Origin of the sequence: Streptomyces sp. NPDC051563 (genome assembly GCF_044454225.1) — a bacterium.
Lineage (GTDB): Bacteria > Actinomycetota > Actinomycetes > Streptomycetales > Streptomycetaceae > Streptomyces.
Genome location: NZ_JBITDL010000005.1, coordinates 133,858 through 149,280, shown reverse-complemented (window position 1 = coordinate 149,280; position 15,423 = coordinate 133,858). Strand labels below are relative to the sequence as shown.

The 15,423-nt window shown below is 73.5% G+C and carries 13 protein-coding genes; 6 read left to right on the top strand and 7 right to left on the bottom strand.

Annotated features, from left to right (window positions below; all coding sequences use genetic code 11):
- Nucleotides 1-65: 65 nt before the first annotated feature.
- The 3 genes from ACIA8F_RS08405 to ACIA8F_RS08395 all read left to right on the top strand — a co-directional run bounded on the left by ACIA8F_RS08405 (nucleotide 66) and on the right by ACIA8F_RS08395 (nucleotide 4,614).
- Nucleotides 66-2,378 carry an alpha-N-acetylglucosaminidase gene (locus ACIA8F_RS08405; protein ID WP_399377477.1) on the top strand — a complete coding sequence of 771 codons (2,313 nt, stop codon included), beginning with the start codon at nucleotides 66-68 and terminating at the stop codon, nucleotides 2,376-2,378.
- 221 nt (nucleotides 2,379-2,599) lie between these two features.
- Nucleotides 2,600-2,932 carry a hypothetical protein gene (locus ACIA8F_RS08400; protein WP_399377476.1) on the top strand — a complete coding sequence of 111 codons (333 nt, stop codon included), beginning with the start codon at nucleotides 2,600-2,602 and terminating at the stop codon, nucleotides 2,930-2,932.
- 77 nt (nucleotides 2,933-3,009) lie between these two features.
- Nucleotides 3,010-4,614: a molybdopterin-dependent oxidoreductase gene (locus tag ACIA8F_RS08395; RefSeq protein WP_399377475.1), complete on the top strand. Its 1,605-nt coding sequence runs from the start codon at nucleotides 3,010-3,012 to the stop codon at nucleotides 4,612-4,614.
- 71 nt (nucleotides 4,615-4,685) lie between these two features.
- Here the strand turns inward: ACIA8F_RS08395 and ACIA8F_RS08390 are convergent, their stop codons facing one another.
- From ACIA8F_RS08390 to ACIA8F_RS08365, 6 genes are all read right to left on the bottom strand, one after another.
- A complete protein-coding gene (locus tag ACIA8F_RS08390; protein ID WP_399377474.1) occupies nucleotides 4,686-5,699 on the bottom strand; it encodes an iron-siderophore ABC transporter substrate-binding protein in 1,014 nt (337 codons plus the stop codon).
- Nucleotides 5,700-5,787: 88 nt separating this feature from the next.
- Nucleotides 5,788-6,603 carry an ABC transporter ATP-binding protein gene (locus ACIA8F_RS08385; RefSeq protein ID WP_399377674.1) on the bottom strand — a complete coding sequence of 272 codons (816 nt, stop codon included), beginning with the start codon at nucleotides 6,601-6,603 and terminating at the stop codon, nucleotides 5,788-5,790.
- A 125-nt stretch (nucleotides 6,604-6,728) separates the two neighbouring features.
- Nucleotides 6,729-7,823: a FecCD family ABC transporter permease gene (locus tag ACIA8F_RS08380; RefSeq protein WP_399377473.1), complete on the bottom strand. Its 1,095-nt coding sequence runs from the start codon at nucleotides 7,821-7,823 to the stop codon at nucleotides 6,729-6,731.
- Nucleotides 7,820-8,929: a FecCD family ABC transporter permease gene (locus ACIA8F_RS08375; protein WP_399377472.1), complete on the bottom strand. Its 1,110-nt coding sequence runs from the start codon at nucleotides 8,927-8,929 to the stop codon at nucleotides 7,820-7,822. Before ACIA8F_RS08375 ends, ACIA8F_RS08380 begins: the two co-directional genes overlap by 4 nt.
- Nucleotides 8,930-9,101: 172 nt before the next feature.
- The gene (locus tag ACIA8F_RS08370) at nucleotides 9,102-10,094 is read right to left on the bottom strand and encodes an exonuclease SbcCD subunit D (protein WP_399377471.1); all 993 of its coding nucleotides are present in this window, start codon (nucleotides 10,092-10,094) and stop codon (nucleotides 9,102-9,104) included.
- Entirely contained in the window at nucleotides 10,091-10,873 is a 783-nt protein-coding gene (locus tag ACIA8F_RS08365) for a hypothetical protein (protein WP_399377470.1), read from the bottom strand. The genes ACIA8F_RS08370 and ACIA8F_RS08365 overlap by 4 nt, the downstream gene beginning before the upstream one ends.
- 319 nt (nucleotides 10,874-11,192) lie before the next feature.
- Here ACIA8F_RS08365 and ACIA8F_RS08360 point away from each other — a divergent pair, with 319 nt between their 5' ends.
- Both ACIA8F_RS08360 and ACIA8F_RS08355 read left to right on the top strand, forming a co-directional pair.
- Entirely contained in the window at nucleotides 11,193-11,765 is a 573-nt protein-coding gene (locus tag ACIA8F_RS08360) for a DoxX family membrane protein (RefSeq protein WP_399377469.1), read from the top strand.
- 118 nt (nucleotides 11,766-11,883) lie between these two features.
- A complete protein-coding gene (locus ACIA8F_RS08355) occupies nucleotides 11,884-12,963 on the top strand; it encodes an alpha/beta hydrolase (RefSeq protein ID WP_399377468.1) in 1,080 nt (359 codons plus the stop codon).
- Here the strand turns inward: ACIA8F_RS08355 and ACIA8F_RS08350 are convergent.
- Nucleotides 12,940-14,262: a cytochrome P450 gene (locus tag ACIA8F_RS08350; RefSeq protein WP_399377467.1), complete on the bottom strand. Its 1,323-nt coding sequence runs from the start codon at nucleotides 14,260-14,262 to the stop codon at nucleotides 12,940-12,942. The two genes, ACIA8F_RS08355 and ACIA8F_RS08350, sit on opposite strands and share 24 nt — an antisense overlap.
- A gap of 145 nt (nucleotides 14,263-14,407) precedes the next feature.
- Between ACIA8F_RS08350 and ACIA8F_RS08345 the strand changes: the two genes are divergently transcribed.
- Nucleotides 14,408-15,331, top strand: coding sequence for an SDR family oxidoreductase (locus ACIA8F_RS08345; protein ID WP_399377466.1), 924 nt, complete (start codon nucleotides 14,408-14,410; stop codon nucleotides 15,329-15,331).
- The last annotated feature ends 92 nt before the right edge of the window (nucleotides 15,332-15,423 follow it).

Below are 15,423 nucleotides of genomic sequence, written 5' to 3'. Positions count from 1 at the left end.
CCGAGCCGAGCGATCCGGCCGCAGCGCCTGAGCCGGCGGAGCCGACAGAAGCAAGGACGACGCGCATGCCGGTCCCTCTCCCACGACGCGGCCGGGCCGCCGCCCGGCGGGCGCGCCGCCGGGTCACCCTGGCCGCACTCCCCGCTGCCCTGCTCACCCTGACGGTCGCCGGGGCGGCTCCCGGAGCGACCTCCGGCGGCGGAGCGAAGGCGCCCGCCGCCCGGCCCTCCGCACCCTCCGCACCCTCCCCCGCGGCGGCTCCCCCGGCCCGGCCGCGGGTCTTCGACGCCGCCCCGGCGCGTGCCTCGCTGCAGCGGCTGCTGCCGCGCCACGCCGGGCAGTTCACCCTGGTGCCGGACACGGGAGCCGGGCCCGACAGCTTCACCGTGTCCGGCACGGCCGGTGCGGTCACCGTGCGGGGCTCCACCGGCGCCACCCTGCTCACCGGGGTCGGCTGGTACCTCCAGCACGTGGCCGGAGCCGACATCGGCTGGCCCGGCGACAGCATCGGGCTGCTGCCGGCCACGCTGCCGGCGGTGCCCGCCCCGGTCACCCGCAGCGCCCAAGTGGCCCACCGGTACGCGCTGAACGACACCGACGACGGGTACTCCGGCCCGTACCGCACCTTCGAGGAGCACCAGCGTCAGATCGACCTGCTCGCGCTGCACGGCATCAACGAGGTGTTCGTGCAGGTCGGCGCCGAGTACCCGTACTACCGGGCGCTCCAGCAGTTCGGCTACACCGCCGCGGAGCTGCGGGAGTGGATCCCGGGCCCCGGTCACCAGAGCTGGTGGCTGCTGCAGAACCTGAGCGGCTTCGGCGGCCCGGTGACCGAGGACCTCATGCGCGGGCGCGCGGAGATGGGCGGCAAGATCACCGAGCAGCTGCGCGGCCTCGGCATGACCCCGGTCCTGCCGGGCTACTTCGGGACGGTGCCGCCGGCCTTCGCGGGGCACAATCCGGGTGCGGTGACGGTTCCGCAGGGCGACTGGGCGGGCTTCGAGCGGCCCGACTGGCTGGACCCGATGTCGCCGCCCTTCGCCCGGCTGGCCGCCGCGTACTACGCGGAGCAGCGCGCGGTGTTCGGGGACAGCACCATGTACCGGATGAGCCCGCTGCACGAGGGCGGCCAGACCGGTTCGGTGGACGTGAAGGCGGCGGCCGGGGCGGTGCAGCAGGCCCTGTGGGCGGCGCATCCGGGCGCGCTGTGGGCGGTGCTGGGCTGGCAGGACGACCCCACCAAGGAGCTGCTGGCCGGGGTGGACACCTCGAAGCTGCTGATCCTGGACGGGCTGTCCGACCGCTACAACCGGCTGGACCGCGAGACCCGTTGGGGCGGGACCTCGTACGCCATCGGCTCGATCTACAACTTCGGCGGGCACACGACGGTCGGCGCCAACACCTCGGTGTGGATCGACCGGTTCCAGGCCTGGCGTGCGAAGCCCGACAGTGCGCTGACCGGCATCGCCTACCTGCCGGAGGCCACCGGCACCAATCCGGCGGCCTTCGACCTCTTCACCGACCTGGCCTGGGAGCCGGGCCCCGTCGACCAGCGGAAATGGTTCGCGGACTTCGCGGCCCGGCGGTACGGGGCCCCGGACGCCCGGGCCGCCGCGGCCTGGGAGGAGCTGCGCACGGGCCCGTACAGCACCTCCTCGGGCCTGTGGTCGGAGTCCCAGGACAGCCTGTTCACCGCCCGGCCGAGCCTGACGGCGGCGGGGTCGGCCTACTGGAGCCCCAAGGCGATGCGGTATCCGGCGGGTTCGGTGCGCCGGGCCCTGGACCACCTGCTCAAGGTGGACCCGCGGCTGCGCGGCTCCAGCGCCTACCGCTTCGACCTGGTGGACACCGCCCGGCAGGCCCTCGCCAACCACTCGCGGGTGCTGCTGCCCCGGATCAAGGCGGCCTACGAGGCCCAGGACCTGCCGCTGTTCCGCGAGCTGACCGCCGACTGGGCGCACCGGGAGGGGCAGTTGGACGCTCTCGTCGGCTCCGATCCGAACTTCCTGCTCGGCACCTGGCTGTCGGCGGCCCGCTCGCACGGCGCGGACCGGGCCGAACAGGACCGGTACGAGTACGACGCCCGCTCGATCCTCAGCGTGTGGGGGCGGCAGAGCACCAGCGAGGGCGGCTTCCTGCACGACTACGCGAACCGCGAATGGAGCGGCCTGATCAGCGAGTTGTACGCCCGGCGCTGGTCCTCCTACTTCGCCTCGCTGGAGGAGGCGCTGGTCCGGCGGGCCGCACCGAGGGCGATCGACTGGCACGCCTTCGAGGACGACTGGGCCAAGCTCACCACCCGCCATCCGGCGCGGCCGAGCGGTGACCCGTACACCTTGGCGGCCGGCATCGCCGCCACTCTTCCCCAGGTCAACTGACGTACACGACAAGGGAGGTGAGGGTCTCCCGATGAGGATCCCCTCACCCTTCGGGGGGAGGCTCCCCACCCGCCCGGGGGACAACCGGGCCGGACGGCCGCCGCTCTAGCGCGGCACCGGGTTCACTGAAAACACTGCCGGAAACGGATCAGGGGGCGGCCGCCGGAGCACTCCGGCGGCCGCCCCTTTCCGGCGCCGCCAACGCCGGAAGGACGCCCGCCATGTCCGAGACCGACCCGCTCCGCAGCTCAGCGGCGCTGGAACTGCTCACGCTCTTCACCGGCGGGACCACGGCGCCGCCCGCCCCGGCCTCCGCCTCCGCCGGCCCGGCCGCCGGGCTGGCCGTCTCCGCCCGGTTACGGACCTCCGCGGACCGGGAGCAGCAGCTGCGGCAGCGTTCCGATCTGCGGGACCGGCTCACCGACGGGATCGTGGAACTGCGCAAGCGCCGGCAGGTCGCCACCCAGCGGGCGGCGGGCCCGGCGGATCCGGAGAGCCGCCTCGCGGCCATGGCCCGGCGGGCCGCGGAGCGGGCCGGGCACCCGCTCGCCTGAGGCGCGGCCCCCCTGTTCGGGGGCACCCTGGTACGTGGGGGGCCCATCCCACCGAGCGGGGCGGACGGTGACTCCGCATGATCCGTACGAGAGCGAGAGCGAGAGGGCCCGGACCCGGCGGGCCGCGGGGCCGGTACGCGCTCGGCGCCGTCAGCGGACTGCTCGCCGCCTTCGCCGGGCTCGCCCTGGCCCGGCTCGCCGCGGCGGCCGTCCGGCCCGAGGCCGCCCCGCTCACCGCGGTCGGCGGGGCCGTGGTCGACGGGACCCCGGCCGCGGTCAAGGAATGGGCGGTCCGCCGGTTCGGTACGGACGACAAGCCGGTGCTGACCCTGGGCATCGGCGCCGTGCTGGCCGCCGTGGCGATCGCGGCCGGGCTGCTCGCCGTACGCCGACCGGCCCTGGGCACGGCCCTCGCGGCCGCCTTCGGCGCGCTCGGCGCGGCCGCCGCGCTCGGCCGGCCGGAGGCCTCCTGGCAGGACGCACTGCCCTCGCTGGTGGCCGGGGGCACGGCCGCCGGAGTGCTGTACCTGCTGATCAGAGCCATCCCGCGGCCCCGCCCGCAGCCTTCCGGCGCCGGCCCGCCCGGCGGCATGGACCGGCGCGGATTCGGCCGCCTCGCCCTCGTCACCCTGGCCCTCTCGGCCGGCGCCGGGTACGCCGGGCGGCGGCTCGGCGCGTTCGGGGACGCGGGAGCCACCGCCTCGCGGGCCGGGCTCGTCCTTCCCAGGCCGGCCGCGCCGGCCCCGCCCGTACCGGCCGGATCGGAGCTGGGGATCCCCGGGGCCACCCGCTTCGTCACCCCGAACCGGACGTTCTACCGGGTGGACACGGCGCTGGTCGTCCCGCGGGTGGACGCGGACACCTGGCGGCTGACCGTGCACGGGGAGGGGGTCTCCAGACCCCTCACGCTCGGCCTGCGGGAGCTGCTCGCCCGGCCCCTGGTGGAGCACGACGCCACCCTCACCTGCGTGTCGAACGAGGTCGGCGGCCCGTACGCGGGCAATGCCCGCTGGCTGGGCGTGCGCCTCGCCGATCTGCTCCGCGAGGCGGGGGTGCGACCGCCTTCGCAGGGCGGCCGGGCCGACCAGCTCGTGGCGCGCTCCGTGGACGGAATGACCCTCGGCACTCCGGTCGAGGCCGTCATGGACGGCCGGGAAGCACTGCTGGCGGTGGGGATGAACGGCGAACCGCTGCCCTTCCGGCACGGCTTCCCCGTCCGGATGATCGTGCCGGGGCTGTACGGGTACGTCTCCGCGTGCAAGTGGCTGCGCGAGCTCCGGCTGACCACCTTCGCCGCGTACGACGCGTACTGGGTGCGCAGGTCCTGGGCGCAGCAGGCCGCGGTCAAGACCCAGTCGCGCATCGACACCCCGCGCGCCTTCGCCGAGGTCGCGGCGGGCCGGGTGCCGGTCGCCGGGGTGGCGTGGGCGCAGCACCGGGGCATCGCGCGGGTCGAGGTACGGGTGGACGCCGGCCCGTGGCGGGAGGCCCGGCTCCGGACGGCGGACGGGGACGACACCTGGCGCCAGTGGGTGTGGCTCTGGGAGGCGGCTCCCGGCGGTCACACCCTGGAGGTCCGCGCCACGGACCGCACCGGCGCGGTGCAGACGGGGCAACGCACCGGAACCGTCCCCGACGGGGCCACCGGCCGGCACACGGTGACGGTCCGGGTCCGGGGCTGAAGGCCAGACGGGCCGGACGGCGGCCACGCACGTGCGGGGCTCCCCAGCGGGTCGGTTCTGCTGCTCCGGTGCTACTTCAGTGCCTTGGCGATCTCGGGAACGACCTGGTCCAGGGTGTACGAGACGGAGAGGACGGAGTCGGTCGCGAAGGCCGAGCTGAGGGTCGACTCGGGCTCGAAGACGAGGTCGTGGCCGGCCTTGACCACGGGGATCTCCTTGTAGAGGGCGTCGCCTTCGGCCTTGGCGGCGGGCACGCCGATCGGGACCATAATCATGAGGTCGGCATCGAGCAGGTCCAGGTCCTCGCGGGAAATCTCGGTGAAGAAGGAGCCGCCGGCCTTGGCGTCGACCTTCGGGTTGTTCTTGAAGCCGAGGCGCTCCAGGAAGTCGACGCGGCCGCTGCCGTGCACGTAGGCCCCGTAGCCGACGCTCGTGAGGGAGCCGGCGGTAACGGTCTTGCCCTGGAACTCGGGGTGTTGCGCCACGGCGGTCCTGAACTTCGCCTCCACGCCGTCGACCAGCTCCTTGCCCTTGTCATGCAGGCCGAGTGCGTCGGCGACCATCCCGGTCTGGGTCTCCCAGTTGGTCAGGTACTGGTCACCGCCCTTCGGGACGCCGATGGTCGGGGCGATCTTGCTGAGGGTGTCGTAACGCTTCTGGTCGCCGCTGGACTTGGTGTCGAGGATCAGGTCGGGCTTGAGGGCCGCGATCTTCTCGTACTCGGGCTCCATCGTGCCGATCTTCTCGGGGCTCTTGGCGTAGAGGCCCTTGGCCCAGGGGCCGGTGCCGTCACCGCCGAAGGCGAGCCAGTCGCTGGCACCGACGGGCTGTACGCCCAGGGCCAGCGCGGTCTCGGCATCGCCCCAGCCGAGGGCGACGACCCGCTGCGGCTTCTTGTCGACGGTGATCTCGCCGAACTTGGTGGCGACCTTGGCGGGGAACCCGGCGCCGGCCACCGGACCGGCGGCCTTGTCGTCCTTGGAGCCTGCGGAGCACGCGCCGAGGGTGGTGGCCAGGGCCATCGCGGCGGCGAGTGCGATCACGGTCGTCGTACGGCGGGTTCGGGGCGCGGTGGTGCGGGTCATGCGGGGTTCAACCTCGTTCGGATCGTGAGAAGGGGAGGGAGTCGTGCAGTACGGGGCGTGCGGGGACGGGAGACCGCCGAAGGACCGGTCAGGGGCTGGTCCGGCCGGTGCGGTGGCGGCCGATGGGAACGATGAGCGGGGTGCCGGAGACCGGGTCGGGGACGAGCGTGCAGCTCATGCCGAAGGCGCGGGTCACCAGTTCCTCCGTGACCACTTCGGCGGGCGGCCCCTCGGCGATGACCCGCCCGTCGCGCAGCGCGACGATGTGGTCGGCGTAGCGGCAGGCGAGGTTCAGGTCGTGGAGGACGACCGCGATGGTGGTGCCGTGGTCCTGGTTGAGGTCGACGAGGAGGTCGAGGACGTCGAGCTGGTGGCTCACGTCGAGGTAGGTGGTGGGCTCGTCGAGCAGGAGGATCTCGGTGCGCTGGGCGAGGGCCATGGCGATCCAGACGCGCTGGCGCTGGCCGCCGGAGAGCTCGTCGACGGAGCGGTCGGCGAGTTCGAGCACGTCGGTGGCCAGCAGGGCGTCGGCGACGGCGGTGTCGTCCTCGGAGGTCCACCGCCGGAACCAGCCCTGGTGCGGATAGCGGCCGCGGCCGACGAGGTCGGCCACGGTGATTCCGTCGGGGGCGACGGGGCTCTGGGGCAGGATGCCGAGGCGCGCGGCGACCTCGCGCGTGGCCAGGGAGTGGATGTCCCGGCCGTCGAGCAGGACGCTCCCGGAGAGCGGGGGCAGCAGCCGGGCCATGGAGCGCAGCAGCGTGGACTTCCCGCAGGCATTGGGACCGACGATCATCGTGATCCGGCCCGGCGGGATGTCGAGCGTGAGGCCGTGGACGATTTCGCGGCCGTCGTAGCCGAGGCGGATGTCACGCGTTCCCAGGGTGGGTCCGCCGCAGGGCATGTCTGTTTCCTCGTCGTCCGTGTAGTCGGTGTAATCGGTGTAGTCGGCGTACTCGGCGTACTCGGTGTACTTCGTGCAGTCCGCGTCGTGAGGGGTCGCGGTCGGCGGTGTGGAGGCCCTACGGGTCATCCGAGGCGCCCCGTCCTGTTGGCGCGGGCCAGCAGCCACAGCAGGTACGGGGCCCCGATGAGGCTGGTGACGACGCCGACGGGGAACTGGCTCGACCAGAGCAGGTGCTGCGCGGCGAAATCGGCGGCGGCCACCAGCAGCGCTCCGGTGAGCGCGGCCGGGACCAGGGCCGCGCCGGAGGCCGGGGCGAGCCTGCGGGCGATCGGGGCGCAGACGAAGGCGACGAACGCCACGGGACCCGCGGCGGCCGTGGCGACGCCCGCGAGGGCCACCGCGCAGCCCAGCAGGGCCAGGCGCGAGCGGGCCACCGGGGTGCCGAGGCCGGCGGCGGTGTCCTCGCCGAGGCGGAGCGCCTCCAGGTCCCGGGCGGCCACGGCGGTGAGCGGCAGCAGCACCAGGAGGGCCCCGAGGAGCGGCCACAGCTGCGCAAGGGTGCTTCCGTTCAGGCTCCCCGTGAGCCAGAGGAAGGCGTTCTGGGCAGCGGTCACCTGGGAGCTGGTCAGCAGGTAGGAGGTGATGCTCGACAGGGCGGCGCCGATGCCGACCCCGACGAGGACGAAGCGTGCCCCGGAGACGTGCCCGCGGCGGGCGAGGGCATGGATGAGGGCGGCGCTGAGCAGGGCTCCGGCCAGCGCGGCCGCCGACAGCGCGATGCCGCTGAGCGCGAACCCGAGGGAGGCCAGGACGGCCGCCGCGCTCGCGCCCTGGCTGATCCCGATGACGTCGGGGCTGGCGAGGGGGTTGCGCAGCAGAGCCTGGAACAGGGCTCCGGACAGGCCGAACGCGGCGCCCACGAGGAGGCCGAGCAGCACCCGCGGCAGGCGCAGCTCGACCACGATGAAGTGGGTCCCGGGGTCCGCCGTACCCGTGAGGGCGGCGATGACCTCGCGCAGCGGTACGGCGAGGTCGCCCACGCAGAGGGCCGCGCAGAACACGGCGATGACCGCGGCCGTCAGCGCGAGCGTGACGGTGCGGCCGCGGGTGCGCCGTGCCCGGCGGAGCGTACGCAGCGTGGCGGCGGCCCCGGCCCGCGACCCCGCGTCGGCGCGGGGGGCGGGGGTGTCCGTCGGAAGGTTCGGGGAGGCGGTCACAGCCCGGCCGCCTTCCGTCGGCGGACCAGCAGGACGAAGGGGACGGCGCCGATCGCGGCCGTCAGGATGCCGGCCTGGACCTCGCCGGGCCGGGCGATGAGGCGGCCGGCGATGTCGGCCACCAGCAGCAGCACCGGAGCCGCGAGAGCGCTGTACGGGAGGATCCAGCGGTGGTCGGGGCCGGTGCACAGGCGCACGGCGTGCGGGACGACGAGGCCGAGGAAGGCGATGGGGCCGGCGACGACGGTGGCCGCTCCGCAGAGCAGGACCACGACCACCGCGCAGAGCGCCCGGGTCGGGCCGACGCGCTGACCGAGGGCCCGGGCGATGTCGTCGCCGAGGGCGAGGGCGTTCAGCCGCGATCCGAGCGCCAGCGCGATGAGGGCGCCGACGGCGATGAACGGCAGGGCCTGCCACAGGACGGCGGGGTCGCGTCCGGTCAGCGAGCCGACCTGCCAGAACCGGTACTGGTCGAAGGACTTGGAGTCGGTGAGCAGCATGGACGTGGTCAGCGACAGCAGGGCCGCGCCGGTCGCGGCGCCGGCCAGGGTCAGCTTGACGGGGGTGGCTCCGTCGCGGCCCATGGAGCCGATGGTGAAGACGAGGAGGGAAGCGACGAGGGCCCCGAGGAACCCGAACCAGATGTAGTGGGCGGGGTCCGTCATGCCCAGGACGCTGAGGGCGAAGACGACGGCCGCGGAAGCACCCGCGTTGACGCCGAGGATGCCCGGGTCCGCCAGGGGGTTGCGCGCGATGCCCTGCATGACCGTGCCGGCCAGGCCGAGGGCGGCCCCGGCGAGGAGCCCGGCGGCCGTACGCGGAATCCTGACCTCCAGCAGGATCAGCTGGGCCTTGTCCGTCCGGTCGGGGTGGAGGAGCGCGGGCAGCAGGTCGGCGGCCGCGACGCGTCCGGAGCCGGTCATCAGGCTCGCCCAGACCGCGCCGAGGAGCAGGGCCGCCAGGACGAGGAGGCCCAGCGACCGCAGGAGCGTCGTGCGGTGCCCGGGACGGGCCGCCCCCGCGGCGGGAGCGTTGCCCGCCGTGGGGGCGTTGCCCGCGGTGGGGGCGGGAATGAGCCGGCCCAGGGCGCGGCGGTGTCCGCGCATGCCTCACCTGTCCCTTTGCTCGGGCAGGCAGCGGCCGACCACTTTGCGTTCGAATGGAGTAAGGCGACCCTAACAATGCGTGGTGAGAGGCTTCGTGGGCTTTGGTCCCGTATTTCCGGCCGTTGTGCCCTGCCCGTTCAGCAGGAGGCGGGCAGCCCCTCGGCCAGGCAGATCATTCCGCCGGGCAGACCATCGCGCCCGGGCCGGCCAGGGCGCGGGCCTCGTGGAGCAGGGCGGGCGGGGTGGCGGCGCTGAGGGTCCATACGACCGCGCCGCCGGGTGAGGGCTCCGGGACCGAGGAGAAACGGTCCTTCAGATCGGCTTCGGCGGTCTCCGCGTACGGAAGGTGGAGCGTCTCGTAGCGCACGGGTGCCGTGTCCACCGGGAGGATCCCGATCCGGCGGCCGTGGCCGCCCGGGCCCCGGTCGGGGCCCGCCGAGGGGGGTCCCTCGATCAGCAGCTCCGTGAAACCGCGCCCGCCCGCCTCGGCGGGGCCGCGGGCGTGCGTGTTGCCCGGGTAGGCAGCGAAGGGGCCGGCGGCGGGGACCAGCCGGTGGTGGACGTGGCCCAGGGCCCAGTAGTCGTACCCGGCTCGGGCCAGCGTCCGCGGGTCGGCCGGTGCGCAGGTCCGGCGGCTCCAGGCACCGTGCAGGCTGGTGTGCAGCAGCCCTATGTTGACGGCGCCGGGGATCGCGCGCGGGAAGCCGGCCGCGAGGTCGCGGTGTTCGTCGGGCTCCCCCACCGACTGGCCGTGGACCGTGACGCCGAGGTCGGGCCAGGTCACCGACTCGGGGGCGTCGGCGCCGAGCCAGCGCACCGAGGGCGGGAGGTGCAGCTTGTGCGGCAGCGGGGTCTCGGCGTCGTGGTTGCCCGAGACCACCACCGTGCGCAGGCCCGCCTCGTGGAAGGCGCCGAGCGCGTCCTGGCAGGCGGCCAGGGACCGGGCGTCGCAGTGGCGGCGGTCGAAGACGTCCCCGGCGATGAGCACCGCGTGGTAGCCGCCCCCGACGATGCGGCGCACGGCCGCGCGCAGGGCCTCGTAGGGGGCTTCGCGCCGGTCTATCGCGGGCGCCCCGGGGTAGTCCGCCAGCCCGCGCAGGGCGGAGCCTATGTGCAGGTCGGCCAGGTGGGCCACGCGTATCGGCGCGGCCTGTGCGGTGTTCACCGGCCGAGGATGAGGTCGGTCTTGAAGGCGTCCCGCTCCAGCAGCCAGCCCTCGGCGCGGAGTTTGCCCATGAGGTCGGCACGCAGCTCGACTGCGTCCCGCAGGGTGCGCCCCTTGGCGGTGATCTCGGCGAACCAGGCCAGCTCGCCGGAGGCGGTCCGCAGCCGGCTGACTTGCGTCTCCATCGCGTGATCGAGCATCCGGCCAGGGTAGTTGGCCTGCCTTACGGGGCCGTGGAGTCGGGATGAAGCGGTGACCGACTCTGCCCAACCAGCAGGTTTCGCGGCCCACTTGGCGAGCTTTCCGGGGAGCCGGTCCAGCACGAGGGCGCGCGAGGCGTCGAGCCCGGGCAGCTCGCCGGGCGGGAGGCCGGGGACCGGCCGGCACTTCTTGTTGGTGAAATCGAGGGTGGCGCGGGTGTGGCTGAGGTTGACCTGGACGGAGTAATTGCCGCCTTCCGCACAGAAGTTGTGGACGGATGCCCGGTCCATCACCCGCCGCACCTCGGCCGGGTCCGTGCCGTCGCCCTCGATGTCGAAGCGGGCCTTGTAGGCCAGGCGGATCCGGTTCTCGTCGTCGTGGCGGCGGATGCGGACGATCCAGCCCTGCCCGTTCAGGCTGCGCCCGGCGTCGTCCATGTACTGGGCGACCTCGAAGCGTCCGGGCGCGCCGAGGGAGAGCGCCGCGGCCGCGGCGGCCGTGGGCCGGCCGTCGGCGTCGAGCACCCGGTCCGGGTCGACCAGCAGTTTGACCTGGTAGCCCGCGCGCGCCGGAGCCACCGGCGGCATCCTGGTGCGCACCCCGGAACGAATCCGCCGGCTTGCCGCCTTCTGGATCTTCTGCGCGTTCTGCGTGTTCTGTGTTTTCTGCGGTTTCCGCATATCCCCGTCGATCATGCCTCATACGGCACCAGTCCGCCCGAAAGCCCCGGAACCGTGCAGGTGAACAGGCGGTGAATCTACCCCAGGACCAAGGTCCCGACCTGCGGGGTCTCACGACCCTGCCGGCTCGGGATCTTCGCCGTACGTTCACGCCGGATGAAGATCGTAGATTGTGAATGCATTCACAAGATCCTGGCAACGGACAAAGGTGCACGTCATGGCCACTCTGCTCACCCCTTCCCGCAAGATCACCGCCCCGGGACCGACCACGGAGGCGCCCGGAGGTGAGAGCGGTCCCCCGCCCGCGCTGCCGGCCCGCATCGCCCTCGCCGCCCTCCGCGTCCTGGTCGCCTGGACCTTCATCTGGCCCTTCCTGGACAAGCTGTTCGGGCTCGGATTCAGCACACCGTCGGCCAAGTCCGTCATCAACGGCGGCTCGCCGACCGAAGGGTTCCTGCTGCACGGGACCAAGGGCCCCTTCGCGCACACCTTCGACTCGGTAGCCGGAGCCGGCTGGCTTGACCTGCTCTTCATGACGGGCCTGCTCGGCATCGGCCTGGCGTTCCTGCTGGGCATCGGCACCCGGATCGCCGCCGTGTCCTGCGCGATGATGATGGGCTTCATGTGGCTCGTCACGATGCTGCCCGCCACCAACCCCCTCACCGACGACCACTGGATCCTCGCGGTGGCCGGAGCCGTGGTGGCCACGACCGCCGCGGGCGACCACTTCGGCCTCGGCCGGGCCTGGCGCCGGACCGCGCTGGTGCGCCGGTACCGCTTCCTCATCTGAGACGGCACCACCGGCTCCGACACGATGCGCACCGCCCTCCCCGGGCCGGTGCGCATCGTAGATTTGGTGTCATGTCCGGAATCCCCCATGATTCCGTCGCACGTCAGGAGCCGGCGCAGTGGAGCTGACCAGTACGTCGTTCCTCGTCACGCTGATCGTCGTCACCGGGCTCGCCATGCTCGCCGCGCTGCTCCTGTGGAACCGGATCCCCGGCCCCGGCTGGTTGCGCTGGCCGGCCCGGCTGCTGATGATCGGGCTGTGCCAGCTCACCGCCATCTGCGTGGTGGCCACCTGGATCAACGGGAGCTACGGCCTCTACTCCTCGTGGGACGACCTGCTGGGCACGGAGGCCGGCCAGAACGACTCCGTCATGACCGGGCCGCCGCTCGGGCGGGCCAAGTTCACCCTCGGCGGCGACGGCACCCGCACCACGTACTTCCGCGGCTCCCACTCGAAGCTCGCCGGCCAGGTCATCGTGTGGACTCCCCCGGAGTACGACGCCCCGGGCGCGGAGAAGACCCGGTTCCCCGTGCTGATGCTGCTGCACGGCTATCCGGGCTCGCCGCGTTCCTGGCTCGACATCGGCGACATGCCCGGCGCGCTGGAGCAGCTCGTCAAGCTCGGCGCGGCGCACCCCTTCATCCTCGTGATCCCCGACCTGTACCCCGGCGGCGTGAACACCGACTGCACGAACACCCCGCAGCGCAAGGTGGCGAGCTGGCTCGCGGAGGACGTGCCGGACCTGGTCGCCAAGAACTTCCGCACGCTCCCCGAGCCCAAGGGCTGGGGGCTGATGGGCATTTCCACCGGGGCCTTCTGCGCGGCCAAGCTGCCGCTCCAGTACCCGAAGGCGTTCCGGGCGGGCGCGGCCCTGGACCCGGATCCGCTGACGGGCGACCCGGACGTGCTGTCCGATCCGGTGCTGCGCGAGCGCAACAGCCCGATGTGGCTGATCGAGCAGGCCGGGCACGACAAGAACACCGATGTCGGGCTGTTCCTGGCCACCTCGGCCCAGGACAAGGACAGCCCGCCGCAGCAGCTGACCGAATTCGCCGAGGCGGCCCGGAACTCCGGGGTCCGGGTCAAGACGCTGGTCCGCCCTCAGGGCGGGCACAACTTCCAGACCTGGATCGCGATGTACCCCGACGCCCTCGGCTGGCTGAGCACGGAGGTCTCAGCGCCCTCCGAGGCCCCGTAGGCGCACCGGCAGGGACTCGACGCTGTTTCCTATGAAGCTGCGCTGGTAAGGGAGTTCGGCATCGGGGACGGCCAGGTCCAGGTCGGGGAAGCGGGTGAAGAGGGCTTCCAGGGCGATGGTGGCCTCCAGCCGGGCGAGCGGGGCCCCCACGCAGTAGTGGGCGCCGTGTCCGAAGGAGAGGTTCCGGGCCGCGGTGGGGCGGGTCAGGTCGAAGCGGCCGGCGTCCGGGCCGTGGAAGGCCTCGTCGCGGCCGGCCGCCGAGTAGCCGGCGAGGACCGGGGTGCCCTGCGGGATCACGGTCCCGTCGATGGTCAGGTCGCGCGTCGGGTAGCGGAACGGGAACCAGCTGACCGGGGCGTCGAAGCGCAGGGTCTCGTCGACCACGTCCGACCACGTGGCCTTGCCCTCCAGTACCAGGGCGAGCTGGTCGCGGTGGGTGCACAGGGCGCGCACCGCGTTGCTGATCAGGTTGAGCGTGGTCTCGTGGCCCGCGACCAGCATCAGCCGCATGGTGCCGGTGAGTTCGGCCTCGCTGAGCCGGTCGCCGTCGTCGTCCCGGGCGGCGATCAGCGCGCTCGTCAGGTCCTCGCCCGGATCGGCCCGGCGGAGGGCGGCGATGGCGGCAATCAGCTCGACGAGCTCGCGCAGGGCCGCCATGACCTCGGCCGGGGGCGTGTCCGTGGCGACGATGACCGTGTTGGACAACGCGTGCAGCCGCCCCTGGTGTTCGGGATCCACACCGAGGAGCTCGCAGATCACGCTCATCGGGAGCGGGAGGGCGACGTGGGTGCGCAGGTCCGCCACCCCGTCCGGGGAGGCCTCGGCCGCCCGCTCCAGGTCGGTCAGCAGCCCGGCCGTCAGTTCCTCGATGCGGGGGCGCAGCCGCTCCACCTGCCGGACGGTGAAGGCGTTGCCCACCAGGGAGCGCAGCCGGCGGTGGTCGGCGTCGTCGGCGGTGTGCATGCCCTGGGCGTCGGCGAAGACGCGCAGCGGCCAGTCGGCTGCGACGGTGCCGTCGCGCAGGGCCGGGAAGTGCCGGGCGGCCTTGGCCACATCGGGGTGCGCGAGGAACTCCTTCAGCGCCTCGTGACCGAGTACGACCGCACCGGGAACGCCGCCGGGAAGCACCACCCCGGCCACGGCGCCCTGCGCACGCAGCCGGGCGTTGAGCGCGTGCGGGCAGCCGCCGGCGGGGTCGATGACGTACGGGAGTGCGGACGGGGGCGTCGACTCGGACGGGGGCGTCGGCCCGGGCGGGGGCGTCGGCTCGGATGCCTGCGCGGCGGGGTCGGTGGACAAGCCTGTCTCCTGACAATACGAACGGATCTGGGCCAACAGTGCGGCCTCGGGGGCCGGTTGTTCAAGGGCGCGCCCGCTCCGTCTCACGGAGCCGCAGGCGCGCCGCACTGCCGCCGCCGCGCGCGGGCATCGTAGGGTCGTGTTCATGGCGGAGGCAGAGCGGACTCTCGAAGGCAAGGTGGCCCTGGTGGCCGGGGCGACCCGCGGCGCGGGCCGGGGCATCGCGGTCGCCCTGGGGGCCGAGGGCGCGACGGTGTACGTGAGCGGGCGCAGTACGCGGGGCAGCCGCTCGGAGTACGACCGGCCCGAGACGATCGAGGAGACGGCCGAGCTGGTCACGGCGGCGGGCGGACACGGAATCCCGGTGGTGGCGGACCACTTGGTCCCCGCACAGGTCGAGGCCCTGGTCGGGCGGATCGACGCCGAGCAGGGCCGGCTCGACGTGCTGGTGAACGACATCTGGGGCGGCGAGCGGCTCTTCGAGTGGGAGAGCACGGTCTGGGAGCACGACCTGGACAACGGACTGCGGCTGCTGCGCCTGGCGGTCGAAACCCACGCCGTCACCAGCCACTACGCGCTCCCGCTGCTGCTGCGCCGACCGGGCGGGCTGGTGGTGGAGATGACGGACGGCACGGCGGAGTACAACGCGACCCGCTACCGGAACTCCTTCTTCTACGACATCGCCAAATCGGCCGTGCTGCGCATGGCGTTCGCCCTCGGCCACGAGGTGGGCCCGCGCGGGGCGACGGCCGTGGCGCTGACCCCGGGCTGGCTCCGGTCGGAGATGATGCTGGACGCCTTCGGCGTCACCGAGGCGACGTGGCGGGACGCGCTGAAGACGGTCCCGCACTTCGGCATCTCGGAGACCCCGCTCTACGTCGGCCGGGCGGTCGCGGCCCTGGTGGCCGACCCCCAACTGTCGCGCTGGAACGGGAAGTCGCTCTCCAGCGGGCAGCTCGCCCGGGTCTACGGCTTCACGGACGTGGACGGCAGCCGGCCGGACGCCTGGCGGTACATGGTCGAGGTGCAGGACCCGGACCTCCCGGCGGACCCCACCGGGTACCGGTAGGCAGGCCCGCGCGGGCGGCCTCGGGGTGATCGGTCTTGCGGGTGATCCGGTCTTGCGGGTGAGCGGGACTTACGTGTGACCGGGACTTCCGG